Annotated in this window: 25 protein-coding genes and 2 pseudogenes; 13 read left to right on the top strand and 14 right to left on the bottom strand. The window is 61.3% G+C overall.

The window, feature by feature from the left end; translation table 11 throughout:
* Nucleotides 1-46: 46 nt before the first annotated feature.
* From QTA57_RS12720 to QTA57_RS12710, 3 genes are read right to left on the bottom strand one after another with little or no spacing between them, the layout of a single operon-like run.
* Nucleotides 47-937 (bottom strand): nickel/cobalt transporter, encoded by an 891-nt coding sequence (locus QTA57_RS12720; protein WP_290151830.1) that lies wholly within the window; start codon nucleotides 935-937, stop codon nucleotides 47-49.
* On the bottom strand, nucleotides 922-1,269 hold the full coding sequence (locus tag QTA57_RS12715) for a DUF1007 family protein (protein ID WP_290151829.1): 348 nt from the start codon (nucleotides 1,267-1,269) through the stop codon (nucleotides 922-924). Before QTA57_RS12715 ends, QTA57_RS12720 begins: the two co-directional genes overlap by 16 nt.
* A 14-nt stretch (nucleotides 1,270-1,283) precedes the next feature.
* Nucleotides 1,284-1,583, bottom strand: a complete 300-nt coding sequence (locus QTA57_RS12710) for a DUF1007 family protein (RefSeq protein ID WP_290151827.1) — start codon at nucleotides 1,581-1,583, stop codon at nucleotides 1,284-1,286.
* A gap of 189 nt (nucleotides 1,584-1,772) precedes the next feature.
* Between QTA57_RS12710 and QTA57_RS12705 the strand changes: the two genes are divergently transcribed.
* A complete protein-coding gene (locus QTA57_RS12705; RefSeq protein ID WP_290151826.1) occupies nucleotides 1,773-2,246 on the top strand; it encodes a hypothetical protein in 474 nt (157 codons plus the stop codon).
* A 69-nt stretch (nucleotides 2,247-2,315) separates the two neighbouring features.
* On the opposite strand, the gene ppk2 is transcribed toward QTA57_RS12705, so the two are convergent.
* Nucleotides 2,316-3,251, bottom strand: a complete 936-nt coding sequence (ppk2, locus tag QTA57_RS12700) for a polyphosphate kinase 2 (protein WP_290151825.1) — start codon at nucleotides 3,249-3,251, stop codon at nucleotides 2,316-2,318.
* Nucleotides 3,252-3,447: 196 nt separating this feature from the next.
* Here ppk2 and QTA57_RS12695 point away from each other — a divergent pair, with 196 nt between their 5' ends.
* The 4 genes from QTA57_RS12695 to QTA57_RS12680 all read left to right on the top strand — a co-directional run bounded on the left by QTA57_RS12695 (nucleotide 3,448) and on the right by QTA57_RS12680 (nucleotide 8,160).
* Nucleotides 3,448-5,148 carry a tetratricopeptide repeat protein gene (locus tag QTA57_RS12695; RefSeq protein ID WP_290151823.1) on the top strand — a complete coding sequence of 567 codons (1,701 nt, stop codon included), beginning with the start codon at nucleotides 3,448-3,450 and terminating at the stop codon, nucleotides 5,146-5,148.
* Nucleotides 5,149-5,240: 92 nt separating this feature from the next.
* Nucleotides 5,241-5,576, top strand: a complete 336-nt coding sequence (locus QTA57_RS12690) for a YajG family lipoprotein (RefSeq protein WP_145208511.1) — start codon at nucleotides 5,241-5,243, stop codon at nucleotides 5,574-5,576.
* A gap of 74 nt (nucleotides 5,577-5,650) precedes the next feature.
* Nucleotides 5,651-7,612, top strand: a complete 1,962-nt coding sequence (gene parE, locus QTA57_RS12685; protein ID WP_290151822.1) for a DNA topoisomerase IV subunit B — start codon at nucleotides 5,651-5,653, stop codon at nucleotides 7,610-7,612.
* Between the two features lie 50 nt (nucleotides 7,613-7,662).
* Nucleotides 7,663-8,160: a hypothetical protein gene (locus QTA57_RS12680; RefSeq protein ID WP_290151821.1), complete on the top strand. Its 498-nt coding sequence runs from the start codon at nucleotides 7,663-7,665 to the stop codon at nucleotides 8,158-8,160.
* A 293-nt stretch (nucleotides 8,161-8,453) separates the two neighbouring features.
* On the opposite strand, the gene QTA57_RS12675 is transcribed toward QTA57_RS12680, so the two are convergent.
* Nucleotides 8,454-8,795 (bottom strand): c-type cytochrome, encoded by a 342-nt coding sequence (locus QTA57_RS12675; RefSeq protein ID WP_290151820.1) that lies wholly within the window; start codon nucleotides 8,793-8,795, stop codon nucleotides 8,454-8,456.
* A 49-nt stretch (nucleotides 8,796-8,844) separates the two neighbouring features.
* Nucleotides 8,845-9,141: a hypothetical protein gene (locus QTA57_RS12670; RefSeq protein ID WP_290151819.1), complete on the bottom strand. Its 297-nt coding sequence runs from the start codon at nucleotides 9,139-9,141 to the stop codon at nucleotides 8,845-8,847.
* 178 nt (nucleotides 9,142-9,319) lie between these two features.
* Between QTA57_RS12670 and QTA57_RS12665 the strand changes: the two genes are divergently transcribed.
* Both QTA57_RS12665 and QTA57_RS12660 read left to right on the top strand, forming a co-directional pair.
* The gene (locus tag QTA57_RS12665; RefSeq protein WP_330696682.1) at nucleotides 9,320-9,976 is read left to right on the top strand and encodes a hypothetical protein; all 657 of its coding nucleotides are present in this window, start codon (nucleotides 9,320-9,322) and stop codon (nucleotides 9,974-9,976) included.
* Between the two features lie 116 nt (nucleotides 9,977-10,092).
* Nucleotides 10,093-10,539, top strand: a complete 447-nt coding sequence (locus QTA57_RS12660; RefSeq protein ID WP_290151818.1) for a DMT family transporter — start codon at nucleotides 10,093-10,095, stop codon at nucleotides 10,537-10,539.
* On the opposite strand, the gene QTA57_RS12655 is transcribed toward QTA57_RS12660, so the two are convergent.
* The 7 genes and pseudogenes from QTA57_RS12655 to QTA57_RS12625 all read right to left on the bottom strand — a co-directional run bounded on the left by QTA57_RS12655 (nucleotide 10,536) and on the right by QTA57_RS12625 (nucleotide 16,669).
* Nucleotides 10,536-12,353 carry an ABC-F family ATP-binding cassette domain-containing protein gene (locus QTA57_RS12655; RefSeq protein ID WP_290151817.1) on the bottom strand — a complete coding sequence of 606 codons (1,818 nt, stop codon included), beginning with the start codon at nucleotides 12,351-12,353 and terminating at the stop codon, nucleotides 10,536-10,538. The two genes, QTA57_RS12660 and QTA57_RS12655, sit on opposite strands and share 4 nt — an antisense overlap.
* 39 nt (nucleotides 12,354-12,392) lie before the next feature.
* Nucleotides 12,393-13,361 carry a DUF3179 domain-containing protein gene (locus QTA57_RS12650; RefSeq protein WP_290151816.1) on the bottom strand — a complete coding sequence of 323 codons (969 nt, stop codon included), beginning with the start codon at nucleotides 13,359-13,361 and terminating at the stop codon, nucleotides 12,393-12,395.
* A 77-nt stretch (nucleotides 13,362-13,438) separates the two neighbouring features.
* Entirely contained in the window at nucleotides 13,439-13,984 is a 546-nt protein-coding gene (locus tag QTA57_RS12645) for a peptidylprolyl isomerase (protein ID WP_171559396.1), read from the bottom strand.
* Nucleotides 13,977-14,476 (bottom strand): annotated as a pseudogene (locus tag QTA57_RS12640) (peptidylprolyl isomerase). The gene QTA57_RS12645 and the pseudogene QTA57_RS12640 overlap by 8 nt, the downstream one beginning before the upstream one ends.
* 64 nt (nucleotides 14,477-14,540) lie before the next feature.
* Nucleotides 14,541-15,035 (bottom strand): pantetheine-phosphate adenylyltransferase, encoded by a 495-nt coding sequence (coaD, locus tag QTA57_RS12635; RefSeq protein WP_171559390.1) that lies wholly within the window; start codon nucleotides 15,033-15,035, stop codon nucleotides 14,541-14,543.
* A gap of 184 nt (nucleotides 15,036-15,219) precedes the next feature.
* The gene (locus QTA57_RS12630; protein ID WP_145208487.1) at nucleotides 15,220-15,654 is read right to left on the bottom strand and encodes a CBS domain-containing protein; all 435 of its coding nucleotides are present in this window, start codon (nucleotides 15,652-15,654) and stop codon (nucleotides 15,220-15,222) included.
* A 61-nt stretch (nucleotides 15,655-15,715) separates the two neighbouring features.
* Nucleotides 15,716-16,669, bottom strand: a complete 954-nt coding sequence (locus QTA57_RS12625; protein ID WP_290151814.1) for a LysR family transcriptional regulator — start codon at nucleotides 16,667-16,669, stop codon at nucleotides 15,716-15,718.
* Nucleotides 16,670-16,765: 96 nt separating this feature from the next.
* Here QTA57_RS12625 and QTA57_RS12620 point away from each other — a divergent pair, with 96 nt between their 5' ends.
* On the top strand, nucleotides 16,766-18,265 hold the full coding sequence (locus QTA57_RS12620) for a CoA-acylating methylmalonate-semialdehyde dehydrogenase (protein WP_290151813.1): 1,500 nt from the start codon (nucleotides 16,766-16,768) through the stop codon (nucleotides 18,263-18,265).
* Nucleotides 18,266-18,336: 71 nt separating this feature from the next.
* Here QTA57_RS12620 and QTA57_RS12615 read toward each other — a convergent pair whose 3' ends face one another.
* Nucleotides 18,337-19,212, bottom strand: coding sequence for a hypothetical protein (locus QTA57_RS12615; protein WP_290151812.1), 876 nt, complete (start codon nucleotides 19,210-19,212; stop codon nucleotides 18,337-18,339).
* Between the two features lie 210 nt (nucleotides 19,213-19,422).
* On the opposite strand from QTA57_RS12615, the gene QTA57_RS12610 reads away from it, so the two are divergent.
* The 5 genes and pseudogenes from QTA57_RS12610 (at nucleotide 19,423) to QTA57_RS12590 (ending at nucleotide 23,914) form a co-directional block, all read left to right on the top strand.
* On the top strand, nucleotides 19,423-20,004 hold the full coding sequence (locus QTA57_RS12610; RefSeq protein ID WP_171559380.1) for a L,D-transpeptidase: 582 nt from the start codon (nucleotides 19,423-19,425) through the stop codon (nucleotides 20,002-20,004).
* An 84-nt stretch (nucleotides 20,005-20,088) separates the two neighbouring features.
* Nucleotides 20,089-20,430 carry a cupredoxin domain-containing protein gene (locus tag QTA57_RS12605; RefSeq protein WP_290151811.1) on the top strand — a complete coding sequence of 114 codons (342 nt, stop codon included), beginning with the start codon at nucleotides 20,089-20,091 and terminating at the stop codon, nucleotides 20,428-20,430.
* Nucleotides 20,431-20,484: 54 nt separating this feature from the next.
* Entirely contained in the window at nucleotides 20,485-21,612 is a 1,128-nt protein-coding gene (locus tag QTA57_RS12600; protein ID WP_290151810.1) for a carboxylate-amine ligase, read from the top strand.
* A gap of 67 nt (nucleotides 21,613-21,679) precedes the next feature.
* Nucleotides 21,680-22,825 (top strand): acyl-CoA dehydrogenase family protein, encoded by a 1,146-nt coding sequence (locus tag QTA57_RS12595; RefSeq protein ID WP_290151809.1) that lies wholly within the window; start codon nucleotides 21,680-21,682, stop codon nucleotides 22,823-22,825.
* A 53-nt stretch (nucleotides 22,826-22,878) separates the two neighbouring features.
* A pseudogene (locus QTA57_RS12590) lies at nucleotides 22,879-23,914 on the top strand (enoyl-CoA hydratase/isomerase family protein).
* Nucleotides 23,915-23,918 lie beyond the last annotated feature (4 nt).

Raw genomic sequence — 23,918 nt, 5'->3', positions numbered from 1 at the left:
TTGCCAAGACATCACGAAACGCGGGGGCCGAATGGGACCGCTTGGGCTAGAGCGCCTGCAGTGCCAAGCTCCCCGCCAAGAGCGCGACAATCAGGCCGACGCCGAGTTCAAGAAGCGGCTGTGCCCGGGCGATGGCAGCACCGCCCGGCAGGCTTGCCAACGCCCCTTCGCGGAGGGTCACCGCCGCGATCGCCACGGCGACCGTGACGCTGGCCGTGCCCAACCCCATGGCAAAGGCCCCGGCAACGCCGATGGCGAAAATCCCCATCTGCGCGGTCAGGATCAAGATGAAGAGCGCCCCGGTGCAGGGCCGGATCGCCACCGCGCCCACCAACATCGCCACATCGCGCCAACTTGTCGCCTGGCTGAGCGCGTCGGCATCCGGGGCGTGGGTATGACCGCAGGTGCTGCAGGTGCCATCCTTTCCTGCTGTGTGCGTATGGTTCCGCCCGATCAGCCCGCGCGTGCCGCGCCAGGCAAGCCAGAGTCCGACGAGCGCGATCAGGGCAAAACTGAGCGGCGCAAATGTCTCATCCGCCAGGCCCGTCATCCGCTCGCGGCCCCAGCCCAAAAGCCAAATACCCGCGCCGACCAGTATAATCGCGGTCAAGGCTTGCGCGAGGCTCGACAGAAGCGCGATGCCGGAGAGCCGCCACAGCCCAACCCGCCGCGCCGCGCCATAGCCGCCGATCAGAATCTTGCCATGACCCGGCCCAGCGGCATGAAAAAACCCATAGGCGAAGCAAAGCCCGGTGAAGGCGATCAGCGCGCCTGGCTCGCCAGCCCGCAAGGCGCGGAGCGCCCGGGCCAGGCCGTTTTGCGTGTCGCGCTGCTCGGCTAACGCCCAGTGATAAAGCGCATCATCCGCGCCGGTCAGAAACAGCGCAGCCAGCCCGAGGGCCAAGACAATGGCAAGCCAGATCAGTCCGCCGCGCATGTCACCACAACCCGATCCGCAAATATCGTCCCAACGGCGGGAAAGTTGTCCTCGGCCGAGACCGCGCCACCGATCCGCTCTATCTCTTCTTGCAAAACGGCATAGGCCGCATCGAGATCGGCCCGGACAAGCTCGGTCGCGCACCCTTCGCGCCCGGTGATCTGCATCGGCAAGGTCATTTCAAAGGCGATGTAGAACTCCGGATCATAGATCGCGGCTTCGAGCGAAGGGTTTGGTGCTGCGCCAACAACGGGCCTGCGATGGACGGTCTCTAACTGCCCGGTCTCTGTCAGGATCAACGAAACCGGTGCGGGCGCGCCGATCTCCAGCATCTGCCCGCCGGATATCAAGGTGAGCCCCCTTCAAAGCCGGCGCCCCAGTTCAGATCGAAACCAAGAGTATCCGCAATCTCGGTCTCAGTCAGAGCCCCATCGAAATCTTGGTCTAAACCATAATCTTGCAGCAAGAGGAGCGAATAGAGCTCATCATAGCGCCACGTCACCCGCACCTCGACCAAAGAGCCGGAGAGATCATGTATCAACTCTAGCCCTGCATCGATAAAGATGTGCGGATGCGCTTGTGCGGGCGGTGGTGCGCCCCAAAAGCCCACGGCAAGCGCCAAAAACTGCAAGATACGTCGCACCATGCCAGCGATATAGGTCTGAGATCGCAGAGATCGCAACCACTCCGTGCGCCCTTGAGCCAACTCTCGCCGCCAGCACAAATGTGAACAATATCTAAGCATTGTTGTCGGATCGGCCTCCAATTGGTCACAATTACGCCCAGTTCACAGCCCATAAGAGAATCGCACTTTTACGTCGCGAGGTATGGAAAAATGTCTGAATATCTTAGACAATTTCTGAAAGAAGACAGTGGTGCCATCTCAGTCGACTGGGTGGTCCTGTCTGCCGCGGCTGTCTCTATGGCGATTGCGACGACCGATGTTCTCGACAGCACGATCGACGACGTGTCATCCCGACTTGAGGCACAACTCCGAAATCAGCAACTGAGCGATGACTTCGTGCAGTTTACATCGGCTGATTTCGAGGACTTTTACCAAGCCGGTACTCTGACCGAAGCACAGGCCGGTGACCTGTTTAACGCTGCAAATGAACTGATGAATGGCGATATCATCGCCGCATTGGAAGCCGGAATTCCGGAAAAGATCGCGGGCACCCTAACCGCGCAAGAAGAGGCAGCGCTTCAAGCGATCGCCTCTGTCGCGCATCAGCGGAACATCGTCGATGATGCGGTGCTTTTCGAGCATTTCGGAATCGGAACCGACCCCTCGGGCGGAACCGACGTCTGACAGACCCATTTGCCAAAAGATCATGGGGGCGGCCAAATAGCCGCCCTTTCTTGTGTTGATACGGCTGGTTTAGCTCTTATACCGCCTATCGGGGTGCAGCGAGGTGCCCAGGATATGGTCTGCATTGTGGATCACATGCGCCGCTTGCCCAACGATCAGAGGGTCCGGCGCATGGGCGATCCGCAGGTCTTTGTCCGGATATTCCAAACTGTCGAGAAAATGCAGCATGCAGTTGATCCGCGCGCGTTTCTTGTCGTTTGACTTAATCACCGTCCAGGGCGCATCGGCGGTGTCGGTGTAGAAGAACATCGCCTCTTTCGCCTCGGTGTAATCCGCCCATTTGTCCAAGCTCGCCTTGTCAATTGGACTCAGCTTCCAGCGTTTGAGCGGATCGTCGGCCCGGCTGGCGAACCGCGCGCGTTGCTCTTCTTGCGTCACCGAAAACCAGTATTTGTAGAGCTTGATCCCGGAGCGCACCAACATCCGTTCGAGCTCCGGCGTCTGGCGCATGAACTCCAGATAATCGTTCGGGGCGCAGAACCCCATCACCCGCTCAACACCGGCGCGATTGTACCAGGAGCGGTCGTAGAACACCATTTCGCCCGCAGTCGGCAAATGCTCGACATAGCGTTGAAAGAACCACTGGCCGCGTTCCTCATCCGTGGGTTTGTTCAGCGCAACCACACGTGCCTCACGCGGGTTCAAATGCTCCATGAAGCGTTTGATCGTGCCGCCTTTGCCCGCCGCATCGCGGCCTTCGAACAGGATCACGATCTTCTGGCCGGTTTCCCCGATCCATTTCTGCGCCTTGAGCAATTCAGCTTGAATCTTGGCCTTCTGGTTCTCGTAGCTCCGCCGGGAGAGCTTGGTCTCGTAAGGGTATGCCCCGCTCTCGAAGGCCTGACGGATGGTATCCGGTGTGACGGTTGGGAAACCCACATTCGGTCGCACCGATTTGGTGGGTTTTATCGGTGGCGCGGTTTCGACGGTCTTGAGATCTTCCATTGGCACTGTCCCTTTTTTTGGTCCTGTAGCATTTTCGTTGGTTTTGAAACGAAACTGTCACAAACCCGCGGGCAGCGCCTTGATCCGAGTCAAATTGCCCGGTCAGGCTTTGGTTTTACATATCACTGTGATAGATTTCCCCCATTAGGGCCGCGTATTCTTGGCCAGACCAATATTTCGAATGGGGGAGAGAGGCATGGCCGTTTTCGTCAGCCCGCGCCGCGCGACCTATATCCGCAAAGCAATAACATTTGTGTCGGTGACGCTAATCTCAGCGGCCGTGTTCGCCACAACTCCAGGCAGCAGCAGCTTGGCGCAAACCGCGCTGACCAGTCCCGATGAGGGAAAGAACGTCCCCGGAGGCACCGGGCCGCTCGCCCCCGCCGTCACTCCCACGCCCACACCCACACCGCCAGCGACGCCGACCGATACCGGCGACAAAGGCCCGCAACCCACACCCGTCCCGCAACCTGCTCCTGCGCCGCAACCCGCGCCACAGCCGGCCCCCACGCCGCCACCTGCCGCTCCGGCCGACACGGGAGGTAAAGGGGACGACACCCCTGCCCCGCAACCAACGCCGACGCCTGCTCCGACAGAGGCACCGGCGGAAGGTCCAGCGCCAGAGGCAGAGGTCGAGGCAACCGAAAGCGAGGGGGCACCGGAAAACCCAGAACCAGAGGGCACAGGCGCGGCGGAGGCGGCAGAGATCGTCGCCCCAGAAGCCACCGCCCCGCCCCACTCGGAGAGCACGGACAGTGCAGACGCCATGCCAACGGATGGGGCAGCGATGCCAGCCGTCATGGCAGCGTTGGCAGAGAGTTTCCCAGAAGGTGAAGCGGAGAGTTTCACCGAAATGCTGGTCAGCCTGCCCGATGGCGTGACCGCCGACACAATCGGGCATCTGCTCTACCCGCGTCGCCAGTTTGATCGCGCGGCGTGGTTCTTTGGCGCGGCGGCGCAAGCGCCGAACGCCACCGCCGCCAGTCTCAACAATTTCGGGGCCATGGCGATGGAGGTCTATGCCGATGCGCCGGATGACTGGTCGGAGGCCTTCTTGCAGGCCGCCTATGACGCCCTGACATTGGCCAATGAGTTGCAACCGAATGATCCGGCGATCCTGAACAATCTGGGCAATGCAGCCCGCCGGTTGGGTCTGCACGATGAAGCCGTCGACCACAGCCGCCGCGCCACGGAGTTGGCCCCAGAAGAACCGCTTTATTGGACCAACCATGCTCGCGCCCTGGATGCCGCGGGCGATGCCGAAGGGGCCGCGGCCGCGCTGGCCCGGGCGCATCTCTTGGAGCCGAATGGCTTGGCGCTTCTGGAGACGCTGCCGCGCTTGCCCAGTGCCGGGCCGAGTTATTCACAAGCGCTGCAAAACCAGTGCGATGTGAATTTCCGCTGCCAGGAGATTTGCCCGCGCTCGATCATCGGCGGGTTGATGTCCGTCACATGCGAGATCGAAAACAGCTCCGCCCAGATCGCCTGCATGGAGGGCCGGCCCTATCCGACCAGCTATCGCTGTGAGGAAGACTTGCCGGAATATGGCATCCTGATCCCAGGGTTGAACGCTGGCTTCTCCGTCGCGGTGCCGGGTTTTTCGGCGCATGTGCTGGTGCAAGGCGATGGCCGTGTCGATGTCCGCGTCGAAGCCGGTGTCAGCGTTGGCCCGGTTGGCGGATATGTGCGCGGCGACGGGCATTTCTCCCCCTCAGGCGGGGCCAGCTTCGACAATCTGGGCGGTGGCGCGCGGATCAATGTCTTGCCAAACTCGCCAGCCAATCAACTGGCCAGCGACTTGGGCCACCCGCCCGTTCATATCGAGCTGGAACAGGTCGGTGAGGGCCCGCGCCAGATCAATGTGGAAACCTATAACTACGGGCTTCTCTCGTTCTGAGACCCAAGCAGAATTTGGCCGACCCCACGCGCGGGGCTTGATTGCGCCCCGCGCGCGCTGTCATGTTGCAGGAAATGACGGAGGGAGCAGTTATGATCCGAGTGACACTTTTGACCAGCCTTGTGGCGCTTGCGGGCTGCGTCACCTTTCCAACGCAACCCATCCGAACCAGCACGCCCGCCCCGGTCGCCAACCCGTCGCCCGCCCCGGTGGTCAACGGCGTTCCGGTGACATTGACCGATGGCAGCCGCGGCCTCGCGCTTTGGTGCGCTGTGCCGGGCGACTGCATCGCCGATGCCCGAATGGCGTGCAATAACAGCCAGTCGATCCGCTCGACCGCAGATATCGACCGCAATTCGGCCCGCGCATCGGAATTCTTCAGCCGCGCCGAAACCGAGCCGTCGACCTTGGTGGTCGCCTGTAGTTAAAGGGACCGGAGAGACTTCCCCCTGCCCCCAAACCTGCTCTAATGCGAGGCAAGAACCACAAGATAGAGCAGAGCATGGCAGACGACCTCCTCACCGGCGCGCCCGATCCTTCCGCCTATGACGCCTCCTCGATTGAGGTGCTGGAGGGGTTGGAGCCCGTGCGCAAACGCCCCGGCATGTATATCGGTGGCACCGATGAGCGCGCGCTGCACCATCTGGTGGCAGAAGTCCTCGACAACTCGATGGACGAGGCCGTGGCCGGCCATGCCAGCCGGATCGAGGTAGAGTTGAACGCCGATTACTCCGTCACGATCCGCGATAATGGCCGTGGCATCCCGATCGACCCACATCCGAAATTCCCCGACAAATCCGCGCTGGAGGTGATCCTCTGCACGCTCCATGCGGGCGGCAAATTCTCCGGTAAAGCTTATGAGACCTCGGGCGGTTTGCACGGCGTCGGCGTCTCGGTGGTTAACGCACTCTCCGATCATCTGCGGGTCGAGGTGGCGCGGAATCGTGAGCTGTTCGTGCAAGAGTTCTCGCGCGGTATCCCGCAAGGCCCGGTGCAGGCGGCTGGCAGCGCGCCGAACCGGCGTGGCACCTCGGTGACCTTCCATGCCGATGCGGAAATCTTCGGGTCGCACCGATTCAAACCCGCGCGGATGATGAAGATGGTCCGCTCCAAGGCCTACCTCTTCTCCGGAGTCGAAATCCGCTGGAAAACCGCGATTGACGATGGCGAGACCCCGGCGGAGGCAACCTTCCATTTCCCCGGCGGCCTGTCCGATTACCTGGGCGAGACGCTTGGCGCGGCCTCGACCTATGCCGAGAAACCCTTTGCCGGGAAGGTCTCGTTTCAGGAGCGTTTCAACCAGCCGGGCAGCGTCGAATGGGCGATCAACTGGACCCCGTCGCGCGACGGGTTCATCCAAAGCTATTGTAACACCGTGCCGACGCCCGAAGGCGGCACCCATGAGCAAGGCTTCTGGGCCGCCGTTTTGAAAGGCATACGCGCCTATGGCGAGTTAGCGGGCAACCGGAAAGCGACGCAGATCACCCGCGATGACCTGATCACGGGCGGCTGCGCTCTGGTCTCCTGCTTCATCCGCGAGCCGGAATTTGTCGGCCAGACCAAAGACCGGCTGGCCACGACCGAGGCCGCGCGGATGGTCGAAGGCGCGGTCAGGGACCATTTTGACAACTGGCTGGCGGCAGATACGAAATCGGCGGGCGCGATCCTCGATTTCCTGATCCTGCGGGCCGAGGAACGCCTGCGGCGGCGGCAGGAGAAGGAAACCGCGCGGAAATCGGCGACGAAAAAGCTGCGCCTGCCCGGCAAACTGGTGGACTGCTCGCAGCAAGCCCGCGACGGCACAGAACTGTTCATCGTTGAAGGCGACAGCGCCGGCGGCTCGGCCAAAATGGCGCGGGATCGGAAGACGCAAGCGCTCCTGCCGCTTCGGGGTAAAATCCTGAACGTGCTTGGCGCGGCTTCGTCGAAATTGGGCCAGAATGCCGAGATTTCCGATCTCTGCCAGGCGCTTGGCGTCGGCATGGGCACGAAATTCAACCTCGACGATCTGCGCTATGACAAGATCATCATCATGACCGACGCGGATGTGGACGGCGCCCATATCGCTGCGCTTCTGATGACATTTTTCTTCAGCCAGATGCGCCCGCTGATCGATGGCGGCCATCTCTACCTGGCCTGCCCGCCGCTCTTCCGCCTGACCCAGGGCGCGCGGCGGGTCTATTGCCTGGACGAGATCGAGCGCGATGAATGGCTGGAAAAGGGCCTGGGCGGGAAAGGCAAGATCGACCTCTCGCGGTTCAAAGGCCTGGGCGAGATGGATGCGAAAGACCTGAAAGAAACCACGATGGATCCGGCCTCCCGCAAGCTGATCCGGGTGTCGATTGACGAGGATGAACCGGGCGAGACCGGCGATCTGGTGGAGCGGCTGATGGGCAAAAAGCCGGAGTTGCGGTTTCAGTACATCCAGGAGAACGCGCGGTTTGTGGAGGAGTTGGATGTTTGAGCTGGCAGATTTTTAAGCTTCTGGAGAGCTCGTCAGGTTGAATGGCACATATGAGTGATAAGGAACTGATTACATTAGAGCGTGAGTTGGCTTTGCGCGAACATGAGCGAAATCACCAGCTCGCAACCGAATTTCGCAAAGCAGCTCTGGATTCGGCGGCTATAGCGATCCGTTCTCTTATTCTTGTGAACGGAGGTGCGGTGGTAGCGCTACTCGCATTTGTCGGTGCGATTGAATCGCAGCAATCAACGGAGATTCAGAGCAGCAACATGGCTGATCCAATTCTGTCTTTTGCGATTGGTGTGGGTTTGTCAGTAGTTACTGCAGTACTAGCCTATGTTGTTAACCTGCTGGATGGAGATATCACCTATGAAGTTAACCTCACTTGGAAGCATCCCTACATTGAAGAAAAGCCCGGCGCGAAACGCCTCAGAGGCTCTCGTGGCATCGCTCATATTTTAGCAATTATTTCTGGTGTGTTAGCGCTCATCGCCTTTTTTTGCGGTGTGTTTTCTGTTACCGCAGCGCTGCCTGAGCTTGGGCTATAGCTTGCTAAGCCTAGGGAACAAACGGAGACAGGGCGAGAGCCTGCCCGTGGGATGGCGCTGCAACGTCCATTTGGCGCGATTTATGCCAGCCAAACCCTTCTCCGATCCGATCGACGCACTACACCTCCAAAGCGCCAGCCCGCGGGGACGGGCAGGCGCTCGCCCGGCGGCTGCGCCTTGATTCCGGGCTGGCAGCGCTTCAAAATCGGGGGCAGATCTGTATGTCCGTAGAGGGCGTCACTCCACCTGCACCGTCTCCAGCCACCCGACCAGATCCACCACCTCACGGCTGGTCAAAAGCGTCCCCCGCCCCGTTCGCGCAGGACCACGTTGAACTCGCCGAACACGAAGCCGAAGATCGGCATCTCGCCACCATGGGTCAGGATCGGGTCGCGACCGTCGATCAGGCGGGCGATCTCGATCACCGGGAAGGCACCATCGCGGCGGGCGGCGATTTGGGTGAGGTCGGAGGGCGGCACCGTCAGCACCTCGGCCATCGGCCCGCCGCCTTCGGCGATCTCGCCATGGCAAACGGCGCAATGCTGGAAATAGAGCCGCTCCCCGCGATCCACATCCTGGGCAGACGCCGGAAACGCCAGAGGGATCAAAGCCAGGGCCGTCGTCAAAACACGCATTGTCAGTCTCTCCATTCCGCGCCGTTTGGGGGCCGAGTCGGGCCCGATCTCACTCTTGGATATTTTGCAAATATGTCACCAAATCGGCGATCACCGCGCTGGTCATGATCAGCTGCCCCGATGCGTCTTGTATCGCCACATCCGGCCCGTCGCCCTCGAAAAACCCGCCAAAGAGCGGCATGTCCCCGCCATGGGCCAAGAGCGGGTCACGCCCATCGATCTGCTGCGTGACGCGGAAGGTCGGGAACGCCCCGTCATCAAGGCGCTCAGCTGCGTCAGGTCGGGCGGCAGCACGGTCAGAAGCGGCGCCATCCGGCCATCGCCGCGCGCGCTTTGACCATGGCAAGCGGCGCAATAAACCATGAAATGATCTCGCCCCAGCTCAGCGTCTTGCGCCAAGCCGGGCGTGGCGGAGACCAGCATTGCAAGGATAAAGGGGATGATGCGCATCGAAACCTCCTCCAATCTGATGCGGTCAGCATGCCCGATCTGACAGGCGGCACATTGATCGGGGTCAAGTCGCGGTGCCGGTTCGCTTTTTCGTGATCGCCATTCCCAAGCCGACACGGCCCGCCTATCGTGACCCCATGCGCGTGATCATCTTTCTGCTCTGCCTCGGCCTCGCCGCCTGTGGCCGCCCCCTGACCGAGGCCGAACGGGCCTTTATGGGCGGGCTGCAGGGCGATGCGCTGGATGTGGACCGCATCCGGATCATCGAGAACCCGTTGGTTGGGCTGTCGACCCAGACCTATCCGGTCCGCCCCCGGACCACCTGCCGCGAGCGGATTTTCCCCGAGCCCGAAGGCGATGAGATCAGCGGACGGACGGCGGGCATCGTGCTGTTCAACCGGTTACATGTGCGCGAGGCCTATTCCGTGCCCGATTATGTTCGCACCCCGGATGGCGGCATGAGCCTGGTCGCCGCGATGTTTTTCGCCCATGAGATGACCCATATCTGGCAATGGCAGAACCGTGAAGTCACCGGCTATCACCCGGCCCGCGCCTTTGCCGAGCATCTGCGGACAGAGGACCCGTATCTGCTGGATGGCGACAGCGCTTTCGCCTTTCTAGACTATGGCTATGAGCAGCAGGCGAGCCTGGTTGAGGAATATGTCTGTTGCCGCACGCTTGATCCGGCGGCGCGCGCACCGAGCGGTTGGAGCAGCTTTTGCAAGAGGTGATGCCGGTTCAGCCCTTGCAATCCCGGGCCGATGCGGTTGAGGTTTACCTGCCCTGGGATGGGGAGGAGTTGCGGGGGATCTGTTCGTGAGATCGCCCGCCTTATCTGGGGCTTAAGATGACACATCACGCTTTGATCATGCTGGCCGCCGGGATCGGCATTCCGCTTCTCGCCGCTTTGAACGCGCGGCTTGGGGCCAATATCGGCTCGCCTGCTGCGGCGGCGCTGATCCTGTTTCTGGTGGCGTTGGTCGCGACGACCGTCACCATGGTGGTGAGCGGCGGCACCGGGGCGCTGTCAAACCTCGCCGCACAACCGAAGCACCTGTTTCTGGCGGGCTTATTCGTGGCCTTCTATGTGTTGTCGATCACCTGGGTCGCGCCCACATTCGGGGTCGGGAACGCGGTGTTTTTCGTGCTGTTGGGGCAGTTGATCTCGGCGGCGGCGATTGATCATTTCGGCCTTTTCGGGGCGCAGGTGGCGTCTTTGTCACCGATGCGGATCGCCGGGATCTTGGTGATGGCATTGGGCGTCGCGCTGACCCAGTTCGCCAGCCGCGGCTAGCCCTCGGCTTTTTCTTCCAACATCAACCACTCTTCCTCGGCGTTGGTCAGCTTCGTCTGACGCTCAGCTAAGGCTTCCGTTGCTTTGCGGAACTTCAAAGGCTCGCGGGTGAACAGCTCCGGATCGGCTAAAAGCGCCTCCAGCTTACCGATCTCCGCCTCCAGGCGGCTCATGATATCTGGCAGGTCTTTCAGACGATGGGCTTCGGTAAAGGACAGGCGCGATTTCGGCTTCTCCGCCGCTTTCGGCGCGACCTGTTTTGCCGGTTTTGATCCGGCTGGTTTGACGGCATCCACCTTGCGGGCCTCGCCGCGCTGCGTCTGGTAATCGGTCCAGCCGCCGGCGTAGATTGTGGCCTGGCCGTCGCCTTCCATCGCCACGGTAGTCGTCACCACCCGGTCGAGGAAATCCCGGTCATGGCTTACCAAGAGCACCGTGCCGGGGTAGTCGCCCAACAGATCCTGCAAGAGATCAAGCGTCTCGACATCCAAGTCATTGGTCGGCTCATCAAGCACCAAAAGGTTTGATTCCCGTGCCATGATCCTCGCCAGCAGCAGCCGGGCTTTCTCACCGCCCGAGAGCGATTTGATCGGCGCCCGTGCTTGCGCATCATCAAACAGAAACTCTTTCAGATACCCCACCACATGGCGCGGCTGGCCCCGTACCATCACCTGATCGGAGCGGCCATTCACCCCCATCAGCGGGTCGTTCGTCAGGCTATCCCAAAGCGTCGCCTCCGGGTCGAGCGCGCTGCGGGTTTGGTCGAAAACCGCCATCTCCAGCCCGGTGCCATGGGTGACACTGCCGGTATCGGGCGCAAGCTGCCCCGTCAGGATGTTCAGGAGCGTGGTTTTGCCCGCGCCATTGGGGCCGACAAAGCCGATCCGGTCGCCGCGCAGGATGCGAAGATCAAACGGCTTCAAGATGAGCTTCTCGCCGTAACTCTTTGAAATACCTTTGGCCTCGATCACCCGCTTGCCTGATTGCGGACCCGCCTCAAGCACCATCCCCGCCGCGCCTTGCCGTCGGATCATATTCGCCCGTTCGGCGCGGAGATCACCCAAGGCGCGGACCCGCCCCATATTGCGCTTGCGCCGGGCAGAGATGCCTTCGACGGCCCAACGTGCTTCGGCTTTGATCTTGCGGTCGAGCTTGTGGCGGGCGAGATCTTCCTCTTCCCAGGTCTTATCGCGCCAGGCCTCGAAATGCGCGAAGCCCTTTTCCTGTCGCCGCACCTTGCCGCGATCAACCCAAAGCGTGGCGCGGGTCAGCGCGGTCAGAAACGCCCGGTCGTGAGAGATCAGCACATAGGCCGTGCGGGTCTGCGCCAGTTCGGCTTCCAACCAACGGATCGCCTCAATGTCGAGATGGTTGGTCGGCTCATCAAGCAGCATCAGCTCCGGCGCTTCGGCCAAAAGCTTGGCCAGCGCCGCACGCCGCCGCTCACCGCCCGAGGCCTGGGCCACATCGGCCTCAAGCCGCAGTTTCAGCCCGGTCGCCGCCGCCTCGACCCGCCAAGCCTGGTCGGGGCCAAGATCGCTCAACGCATAATCGCCGAGGGTTGCATAGCCCTCAAAATCCGGCTCCTGCTCCATATAGCCCGTATGGGTGCCCGGCGGCAGAGTCCGGGTGCCTTGGTCGGGTTCAACAAGACCCGCCATGATCTTGAGAAGTGTGGATTTTCCCGACCCATTCCGACCGACAAGCGCCACCCGGTCGCCCTCTTGCACGACCAGATCGAGCCCGGAAAAGACCGGGTCGCCGCCGAAGGTCAGCGAGATATCATTGAGCTGTAACAGAGGTGCGCGCGCCATGCCTGCCAGCTATTTGCCGCGCGCGCTGAGGTCAAGATGTCAGTTGCCGAGCATCCATTCGCCCTCTGGCCAAAACGCGTGATAGGCAAAGGCAAACATCACGTCATGGGGCATATCGGCACCCGCCGCATCCCGCACCCGGATCATCCCTACATCGCGGCCCGCGCCAATATTTTCGGTGTCGAGCGCCGAGGCTTTGCCGGCTTCCCAGGTGATCGTCACCCCGGCTTCTGTCACCTCTTCGACCTCGGCCAGACGCTGCATCGGCCAGGCACGGTCGCCCACCCGGATCACCCGGGCCAGCGGCTCGATCCCATGCGGCGGCATCTCGCCATCATAAAGGAACGGGCGCGTGGAACTGTCATAACCGACATAAGGGTTCCGCCCATAGGGCCGCCGCCAATCCGGCTCATCCATCACCAGACCATCCGGATTGCGGTCGCGAAACTCGGCGAAGCTCTCCATCCAGCTTGGCAGTTCGATGAGATCGGTGCCGGTCATCTCGCCGACAATCCCCTCGCCAATCGCTTGCTGCCACCAGCTTTCGGTTTCGCGGTCATACATCACCATATCGGAATGGCGCAGATTGCCCGAGACGCCAAAAGACAACACCCGCCCGTCGACGCGCCGATCAAAGGTGATCGCGGAATTGCACAACGGGCAGAAGGTCACGGCAACCGGAATCCCGCCCACCTCATCATTCACGATCTCATGCCAGGTGAGATAGCGGATCGGATAGGCGCGCGGCGTATCGCCTTCAAATTCCAGGGTAATCACCGCCTCCATATCACCGATCCGAGTCTCATCGGCGGCAGCGATGAAGCGTGGATCATCAAGCGCCGGGATCCCATCCCGCCCCGGCCCACCAGAGCGAATTTCGTCGAGATCGACCGAGCGGGTTTCAAAATCCGTATTCGGCCATTCCACGCGCATCATGACCGATTGCGCGGCGAGGGGAAGCGCCAGCGTGGCGGCGCAGAGAAAGGCGGCAAGCGGGGCAAAGCGCATGAGAAGCTCTCCTGGTCCAGGTCCATAAACCCTGCCAGAGAGACGGCGCATCGCCTAGCCCCGCTCACGGTCTCGTGTCAGTCGGTGACCCGCACCGCCGTCATCCGGTCCGGCTCGCCAATCACCGCGCCATTGCGCCCGGTGCCGCGTTTGATCGCATCAACGATCTCCATCCCTTCGACGACCTCACCCACCACGGTGTATTGGCCGTTCAGCTGTGGGGTCGATCCGAACATGATGAAGAACTGACTGTTTGCACTGTCCGGGTCATTGCTGCGCGCCATGCCGATGATGCCGCGCTCAAACGGGCGGTCTGAGAATTCGGCGGGCAAGTCGGGGTAGCTCGACCCGCCCCGCCCGGCATAGCGCATATCCTGCCCCATTCGGCCAAATTCCACGTCGCCAGTCTGCGCCATGAACCCATCAATCACGCGGTGGAACACAACGTTTTCATAGGCGCCTTCGGCGGCCAGCGTGCTGATCCGCTCCACATGCTGCGGCGCCAGATCTTCGAACAGGTCGATGACAATCGTGCCCTCGGCCTCCCCCGCCACGTCGATCTCCAGCCCGCTGGCCAGCGCCGGGCTGGCCAAGAGGGACAGTGCCAAAGCCAGCTTACGCATCAGCCGCCACTTTCACGGAGATCATTTTGTCAGGGTTCGCAGGCGGCTCGCCCCGCGTGATCGCGTCCACATGCTCCATCCCTTCGATGACGCGGCCATAGACGGTGTATTGGCCGTTCAAGAAGTGGTTGTCGCTGAAATTGATGAAGAATTGGCTGTTGGCCGAGTTCGGGTTCTGCGACCGCGCCGCGCCAAGTGTGCCCCGATCGTGGGGCAGCTTCGAGAACTCCGCCGGCAGATCGGGTTTGTCGGAGCCGCCGGTGCCCGCCATCCGCAGATTGCCGCCCTCTTTGCCATTGGCCACATCGCCGGTCTGGGCCATGAAGCCCTCGATTACCCGGTGAAACACCACCCCGTCATACTCCCCGCGCGGGCCAGCTCTTTCATCCGTTCGCTGTGTTGCGGTGCCACATCGGGCATCAACTCGATGGTGACGGTGCCGCCCGTGAGTTCCATCAGGATGGTGTTTTCGGGGTCTTTGATCTCGGCCATTTGGCGCTCCTATCCTCTAAGGTCGGAGCGGACCCTACTGCGCTCGGCTGGAAAGGAAAAGCGCCTAACGCGGGAACTTGCCCAAGAGCGCCTGATGCACCGCGGGCGGCACGAAATGCGAGACATCGCCCTTCAGCCGCGCAATCTCTTTGACCAGCTTCGAAGCGATGGCCTGCCGGTCGGCTTCGGCCATGAGGAACACAGTGGTGATCTCGGAATCAAGCTTCCGGTTCATCCCAACCATCTGAAACTCATACTCAAAATCAGCCACGGCACGCAGACCGCGAATGATGATCCCGGCCCCCACATCCTTGGCGCAATCTATCAACAGATTCTCGAAGGGATGCACCACGATCTCGGTGCCCATCTTTGCCGACAGGGTGGCACATTCCGCTTCCACCATCGCGACACGCTCTTCCAAGGTGAAAAGCGGGCCCTTGTCGCGATTGATCGCCACCCCGATCACCAAACGGTCAACCAGGGTACAGGCCCGGCGGATGATGTCGATATGCCCCAATGTGATAGGGTCAAATGTGCCTGGATAAAGACCTACACGCATAGCCCGCCGTCCCTCTTCTCGGTCATTGGTGCCAACGCAACATTATTGCGCACGCCTTGTCCACCCCCTGCCAGCAGAACCATCGTCAGTTGTCAGGCGTCACAGCCCAAGCGCATCAAAAAAGACGAAAAAACAATGCGCCGCAGGCGCGCAATTTGGTCATAGGCGCGGCCTCGAGGACAGGTCAGAACCCCTTGATCATGCCTTCCAACGCCTCTTTCTCCATCGACAGCTTGCTGAGCTGCGCCTTGACCACATCGCCGATGGAGATCAGCCCGATCATCTCGGCCCCCTCCATCACCGGCATGTGACGGAACCGGCCCTGGGTCATCTTCGCCAGCACCTCATCGGAAGTTTCATCGGCAGCGCAGGAGACAATTTCCGACGTCATCATTGCGTCAACCCGGTCTGTCAAACAGGACGGGCCGCGCGCGCCCAGTTCCCGGACGATGTCCCGTTCCGACACGATCCCCGCCACCGCTTTGCCATCCGGCGAGACCACAAGCGCCCCAAATCTCTTTTGCGACAAGATTTCCGCCACCTGTGCGACGGTTGTGCCAGGCTGGATCGTCTCCACACCTGTCGTGGGTTTGCTTTTGAGAATCTGCTGGACGAGCATGGGCGCCTCCCTTCAATTGATCACTCGGTTGTCGCGTCCCTTGACCTCAGCGTCCTCTGGATCACCCTTTAGTGTCAAGCAGATGTGTTGCCGCGTGAGCTGTCTCTTGCTTGACAACGACCGCCTCAAGACGCGCGATCTCGCGCCGAATCCCTTGGCCTAAGAGATCGGCGAAGCGCTGCAACCGGCGATCTCTCAAAGCTTGCGCATGGCGGATCAGCCAAAAAGACCGGGTCAATGACACCGCGCCCGGCAAAACACGGATCAGCTCTGGCGCTGCTGGAAGCGCGAAATCATGCACCACGGCCAGCCCCGCTCCGGCACGGGCCCAGTTCAGTTGCACCGACACCGAGTTTGACGTGAGCGGCACCTTTGTCAGGCCAAGCTCTGCCAGATAATCCAGTTCCGCATCGAAAATCATATCAGGGATATAGCCAATCATCCGGGCACCGCTGAGATCGGATCGCTGAGCGGGCCGGCCATGTTCGGCAAGCCAAGCTCCGGATGCCGCGAGCGACAGGCGATAATCGCTCAATTTCTCGGCCTTGAGCCGGGTGGTCCGAGGCCGCGATACTGCAATCGCCAAATCCGCCTCCCGACGGCTGAGATCGACAACGCGTGGCAAGGCCAAAATCTGCACTTCAAGTCCCGGATGGGCGTCGCAAATCTCGGCGCAGACCTGCGGCAATAGATAATTCGCGCATCCATCTGGCGCGCCGATGCGGATCGTGCCCGACAGGCCCTCGCCGGCCCCGGTCAGATCGCTCAGCCCTGCACCAAGCGCGGTTTCGGCCTCTTCGGCGGCGGGCAAAAGCCGGGCGCCCGCCTCGCTCAGGCCATAGCCCTGCGGTGACTTCAGAAACAAATCCGCCCCGAGCCGGGCCTCCAATCTGGCGATCCGTCGCCCCACCGTCGCCGGGTCCATCCGGAGCGTCTTGCCCGCCCCGGTCAGGCTCTCGGCCCGGGCGACGGACAGGAAAATCCGCAAGTCATCCCAATTCTGCATCCAGTTCATCCTTGCATTTTTGCAAAACGCTTTTGAGAACCTGCCTCTTTTCCGGGCAGCTTTGCAAGGCTACGCTCCGCGCGAGCGCCATAAGGAGGATGAGAGATGGAAGAGCTGAGCCACTGGATCAACGGCAAGCATGTCAAAGGCACATCCGGCCGATTTGCCGATGTGATGAACCCCGCCACGGGCGAGGTGCAGGCCAAGGTGCCGCTTGCCTCCAAGGCCGAGTTGGACGCCGCCGTGGCCGATGCCGCCGCCGCACAACCCGCTTGGGCCGCGATGAACCCGCAGCGCCGCGCGCGGGTGATGATGCGCTTCGTGGATCTTCTGAACCGCGATATGGACAAGCTGGCCGAGGCGCTTTCGCGCGAACATGGCAAGACGATCCCGGATGCGAAAGGCGACGTGGTGCGTGGCCTGGAAGTGGTCGAGTTCTGCATCGGCGCGCCGCATCACCTGAAAGGGGAATTCACCGACAGCGCCGGTCCTGGCATCGATATGTATTCCCTCCGCCAGCCGCTTGGTGTCGCCGCGGGGATCACCCCGTTCAACTTCCCGGCAATGATCCCAATGTGGAAAATGGCCCCGGCGCTGGTCTGCGGTAACGCCTTCATCCTGAAACCCTCAGAGCGTGACCCCTCCGTGCCGCTGATGCTGGCCGAGCTGCTGAAAGAAGCGGGTCTGCCCGATGGGGTGTTGCAGGTGATCAATGGCGACAAGGAAAGCGTCGACGCGATCCTGGACAACCCGACGATTGCCGGTGTGGGCTTTGTCGGCTCCACCCCGATCGCGCAATATATCTATGCGCGCGGCTGTGAGAATGGCAAACGGGTGCAGTGTTTCGGCGGTGCCAAGAACCACATGATCATCATGCCCGATGCCGATCTGGACCAGGCGGCGGATGCGCTGGTGGGCGCAGGATACGGGGCGGCGGGCGAACGCTGCATGGCGATCTCGGTCGCGGTGCCGGTTGGCGAAGAGACCGCGGATCGGTTGATTGAGAAGCTGGTGCCCAAGGTCGAAGCCCTCAAGATCGGGCCCTATACTGCGGGCAATGATGTGGATTTTGGCCCTGTGGTGACAGCAGCGGCCAAGGCGAATATCGAACGTTTGGTGCAGACCGGTATCGACCAAGGCGCAGAACTGGTCGTCGACGGGCGGGACTTCAAACTGCAAGGCTACGAGGATGGCTATTTCGTCGGCGCGCATCTTTTTGACCGCGTGACCACCGATATGGACATCTACAAGACCGAGATTTTCGGGCCGGTCCTGTCGACGGTGCGGGCGAAGACCTATGAAGAGGCCATCGGCTATGCGATGGACCATGAATACGGCAATGGCACCGCGATCTTTACCCGCGATGGCGATACGGCGCGGGATTTTGCGAACCGGATCAATATCGGGATGGTCGGGATCAATGTGCCGATCCCGGTGCCACTGGCCTATCACACCTTTGGTGGCTGGAAAAAATCGGGCTTCGGCGATCTGAACCAGCATGGGCCGGATGCGTTCCGGTTCTACACCCGGACCAAGACCGTTACGGCCCGCTGGCCTTCGGGGATCAAAGAAGGCGGCGAGTTCACCATTCCAGTGATGGAGTGAGATGAGGGTTTGCGCCGGGCTGACGCCCGTCGCCAGGGGGCGCGCGGCTTCGCCGCGCGCCCCTTTTCTGTCTAGCTGACCGGGCCGATCAACAGCGCTTTGCGGATCATCTCGGCGGCCGGACGATAGAAATTCCGATGATCCCAGTATTCATTATGGGACGCCGGGTTCCAGGAGGTGAAGAGGTTGCCAACATTGATCCAGGCATCCCACAACTCTCCCGCGTTGATCATGGCTTCGTATTGTGGCCCCGCCGGGCCAAGCGGCATGCCCAACACATCGTCCTTGTCGTTGAGGTTCTCCCACCAGGGCGTTAGGCGTTTGTCTGCTGGTATTCGGGTTCCCGGGCGTTTGATCGGGCGGACCTGATCCCTCGGATAAGCGAAGGTGAAGACCGGAATATTGCAGCCGAAGGTCAGAAACCCAGCCATCGTCTCAAAGCGCTGAAACGCGGAACGGCCCTGCACCCAAGGCGCACCAAGCGCCATGGCTTTCTGCATATCATAGATGTAATTCGACATGATGTGCCCACCAAGCGAATGGGCAAAGATCAGAAGCGGGGTCGTCCCGCCCGCCACGGTTTCGAGATTTTCGAGCGCATCCTCCACCCGGCCATGGATCCGCTGATAAATATCGGTCGGATTATCGCTGACCTTTCGATACGACGCCGCATCGGCCAACCGATGCATGACGAACTCCCGGGCCCAAAGCCAACGGGCCTCCCCCTCCAGCCCTTCTTCGACATATTTGTCCTGTCGGCTTTGCAGAATATCGGCCCAGAAGATCTCCCGCCACGCCACCCGGCCATCCCATTCCTCAGGCGCCATATAGCCGCGCAGCGCCCGGTAAAGCCCGGCAGAGAAGCTGATCGCATCGGGGTCTTGCGGCGTCTCACCTTGGCTGCCCATACCGTGGATGACAGCTATCGCGACGCGGGTGTCGGACATCGGAAAGCCTCCTCGATCATTAAAAAATCATATGGCTGCAATCGCGTTAATCTAAGGAAGTCTCGCCGAATTGTGGGCTTCGGGCAACAGCGTGGGCCGCGAAGAGCGAAATCCTCTGACAATCGCGTGAGATAGCTGCTCAGGCGTTGCCAGATCGGCCCGCTCGGACCACATGGCGCGCAAGAGACGATCAGATTTCGGGAGACAGGAATGAGCCATTTCAAAATGACCCGTCGCAGCATGGTTCTGGCCAGCGGCGCCACATTGGCCACACCGATGCTGGCTTTGGCCGAGACGCCAGCCCCCGCCTTGCGCGCAGATGCCGAAGCCCGGCGGAACCTGTCCTCCTTTCGCTCGCAGAACTGGCAGGACCATTTCGAACGTCTCGACCGTGTGACGATCCTGGCCGATATGGAAAGCCGCGCGGTGCATTATTGGAGCGCTGACGGCACCGACTACCGGCTCTACCCCTCGTCGATCCCGCTCACCGAGGAACTGACCCGGCGCGGCTATACCGAAGTGGTGCGCAAACGCGTCGGCCCCGACTGGACGCCCACCGCATCGATGCGCGAGCGCGACCCGTCCCTGCCTGCTTATATGCCACCCGGCCCCGACAATCCGCTTGGCACCCATGCCCTCTATCTGACCTGGCCCGCCTATCTGATCCATGGCACCCATGACACGCGCAAGATCGGGCGGCGGTCCTCGTCGGGCTGTATCGGGCTTTTCAACGAACATATCGCGGAGCTGTTCGCGTTGACCCCCACGGGCGCACAGGTCCGCCTGCTCTGAGGCCAGTCGCGGTTTTACTGGACGGGCGGCCATCGGGTCGGGCAGCATGGGTGCACTTTTGACGTGCATTCAAAGGATATTGCGATGACCATTTCCACGCGACGCCAGTTTCTGCAACTCTCCACCGGGATCTTGGCGGCCCCTGCCCTGATCAGATCGGCCAATGCCGCCGGGCATGTGCGCCTGCCGGTGACAATCCAGAATTTCGCCTTTGCCCCGGCTGATGTCGAACTTGGCGCAGGCGATTTTGTCGTCTTCACCAATGCCGATGGCGCGCCCCACACCGCCACAGCGAATGATGGGTTTTTCGACAGCGGGCGTTTGAACCAAGGCGACAGTTTCGAAGTGCGGATGACCGACGCGGGCGAGTTCACCTATTTCTGCCAACTCCACCCCAATATGACCGGTGTGATCCGCGTGACCTAACCCGGCTTGCCAGATGACGCCTCCCGGCCCACACTCGGGGCCGGGAGGGCCGTCATGGCGGACAGCAAATTCTCTTTGGGGATCGAGGAAGAGTATCTTCTGGTCGATCTGGACACACTCGATCTGGCCGTTGCGCCCGAGGCCTTGATGACGGCCTGCAAAGCGGAATTGGAAGGCCAGGTCAGCCCCGAGTTCCTACAATGCCAGATTGAGATCGGCACCCAAGTCTGCGCCGATATCGCCGCCGCGCGGGAGGATCTCAAACGCCTCCGATCTTGCGTTGCAACCCAAGCTAAGGCCCATAATCTCGCGCCCATTGCCGTCTCCTGCCACCCGTTTGCCGACTGGAAGGATCAGCAGCATTCCGATGGCGACCGGTATCAGACCCTCGCCCGCGATCTGGCCGGGGTCGCCCGGCGGATGCTGATCTGCGGCATGCATGTGCATGTGGGGATCGATGACGAAGACCTGCGCAATGACCTGATGGGTCAACTCAGCTATTTCCTGCCCCATCTATTGGCGCTCTCAGCCTCCTCCCCCTATTGGCAGGGGCAAGATACCGGGCTCGCTTCCTATCGGCTGACGGTGTTCGACAACCTGCCGCGGACCGGCCTGCCGCCCTTATTCGACAGTTGGTCCGACTATCAACGCTCGGTGCAGGTGATCATTGATCTGGAGTTGATCGAGGACTCGACCAAGATCTGGTGGGATCTGCGCCCCTCGCACCGATTCCCGACTTTGGAAACCCGGATTTGCGATGTGCAGCCCCGCCTGGAGCATACGCTGTCTCTTGCCGCATTGATCCAGTGCTTGGCCCGCATGCTGACCCGGCTGCGGCAGAAAAACCAACGCTGGCGGCTCTATGATGGCTTTCTGATCGGCGAAAACCGTTGGCGGGCGCAGCGCTATGGCCCGTCTGAAGGTCTGATCGATTTTGGCCGCCGGGCGGTGGTGCCCGTGGCCGAACTTTTGGATGAAATCATCGATTTGGTGGCGGAAGACGCCGAAGTCTTGGGCTGTTCCAATGAACTCGCGGCCGCGAAAGACATCCTCACAGGCGGCACCAGTGCCGACCGACAACGCGGCGTCTACGCGGCGTCGCAAGAGACCGGCAAATCCCATGACGAGGCGATGCGCGATGTGGTGCGGCATTTGATCGAGGAATTCCACGCCGATCTGTGACGGGTTGCAATAGTGCTGCAACAATCGTTAATTAAACAAGCGTTCAATTCATCCGGGGAGGGAGCCGATGGACTTCGCATTGTCCGAGGAACAAGACGCCATTTTCGACATGGCCAAAGCGTTTGGTGACGAGCATATCGCGCCTTTTGCACAGGCTTGGGAGAAGGATGGCATCATCCCGAAAGAGCTTTGGCCCCGCTTGGCCGAGCTTGGCTTCGGCGGCCTTTATGTCTCGGAAGAGAATGGCGGCTCGGGCCTGACAAGACTGGACGCGACACTGGTTTTTGAGGCGCTATCGATGGCCTGCCCGTCGGTCTCGGCCTTCCTGTCGATCCACAATATGTGCGCCGCGATGGTCGAGAAATTTGGCGATGACGCGTTGCAGGCGCGCTTCCTGCCCGGCGCGATCAGCATGGAAACCTTCTTCGCCTATTGCCTGACCGAGCCTGGCTCCGGCTCCGACGCGGCGGCGCTGAAAACCCGGGCCGAGCGCACCAATGATGGCTATCGGATGACCGGCACCAAGGCGTTTATCTCCGGCGGCGGCTATGCGGACGCCTATATCGTGATGTCGCGCACCGGCGAGGATGGCCCGCGCGGCATCTCCTCGATCATCGTCGAAAACGGCGCCGAGGGCCTCAGCTTTGGCGGGTTGGAAGAGAAAATGGGCTGGCGCTCGCAGCCGACGCGGCAGGTCCAGTTGGACGATTGCCACGTTCCGGCCGGGAATTTGCTTGGCGAAGAGGGAAAAGGTTTCACTTATGCGATGATGGGTCTTGACGGCGGCCGCCTCAACATCGCGGCCTGTTCCTTAGGCGCCGCGCAGGCCGCGCTTGACGCGACACTTGCCTATATGGGTGAGCGGAAAGCCTTCGGCAAATCCATCGACCAGTTCCAAGCGCTGCAATTCCGCCTGGCCGATATGGAGATCGAGCTACAGGCCGCCCGCGTGTTCCTACGCCAAGCGGCGTGGAAACTGGACAATGGCAGCCCGGATGCCTCGAAGCATTGCGCCATGGCGAAGAAATTCGTCACCGAAGCGGGCAGCCGGATTGCGGATCAATGCCTGCAACTGCATGGCGGCTATGGCTATCTGGCCGATTATGGCGTCGAGAAGCTGGTCCGCGATTTGCGCGTGCATCAGATTCTGGAAGGCACCAATGAGATTATGCGGGTAATCACGGCGCGGCATATGTTGGCAGAGCGCGGGTGACAGCTTGCGCAGCCCGGTTTCTTACAAGAAACCGGGCGCGACAGAGGTAGAATATGAACGACGACATCCACATCCGCATCGAAGGCAAAGCCGGGCGGATCACCCTGGCCCGGCCTGCGGCGTTGAATGCGCTGACCTATGAGATGTGCCTGGCAATCGACGCCGCCCTGATCACCTGGGCGGAGACCCCGGCGGTCGAGATGCTGATCCTTGATGCCGAGGGGGATAAAGCCTTCTGCTCCGGCGGTGATATTGCCGAGATGTATGCCACTGGCACCGCTGGCGATTACAGTTATGGCCGCAAGTTCTGGGCCGATGAATACCGAATGAATGCCCGGATGTTCGATTTCCCGAAGCCGGTGGCGAGCTTCCTGCAAGGCTTCACCATGGGGGGCGGCGTCGGTGTCGGCTGCCACGGCTCGCATCGGGTCGTCTGCGAAAGCAGCCAGATCGCGATGCCCGAGGTTGGGATTGGTCTGGTCCCCGATGTGGGTGGCTCGCTGATCCTCGCCCGGGCGCCAGGGCGGGTTGGCGAATATCTCGGCACCACCGCCACGCGCATGGGGCCCGGGGATGCGATCTTCGCGGGTTTTGCCGACTATTATATCCCGCGCGAGGCGTGGGGGCCGCTGATCGAGACGCTTTGCGAGACCGGAGACTGGGACGAGATTGATCGAAGCGCCCTGCCGGCCCCGGAAAGCCCACTTGCCGCGTTGCAGCCTGAAATCGACAATGTCTTTGCCGGTGGCACCCTGCGGGACATCTTGAACCTGCTCCACCAGACCGATGGCGATTTCGCCACCGAAGCGCTGAAAAAACTGGAAGCGCGGCGCACCTCTCTCTGTCGCATCGGCGGTCGAGCTGGTGCATCGTGCGCGGACGCGGGATGATATCCGCCATGCTTTGACGCAGGAATACCGCTTCACCGCGCGCTCGATGGAGAAAGGCGACTTCCTCGAAGGCATTCGCGCGGCGATTATCGACAAGGACAAGAGCCCCAAATGGCGCCATGACGCGTTGGACGCGGTCGGCGTGGCCGATGTCAGCGCTATGCTGCTGCCGCTTGGGGCGGATGAGCTCAAATTCTGAGGGG

It is taken from the genome of Fontisubflavum oceani, from assembly GCF_030407165.1.
Taxonomy (GTDB): Bacteria; Pseudomonadota; Alphaproteobacteria; order Rhodobacterales; family Rhodobacteraceae; genus Rhodophyticola; species Rhodophyticola oceani.
Note: the sequence above shows the minus strand (reverse complement) of the source record. Positions and strands in the feature narration are given on the sequence as shown.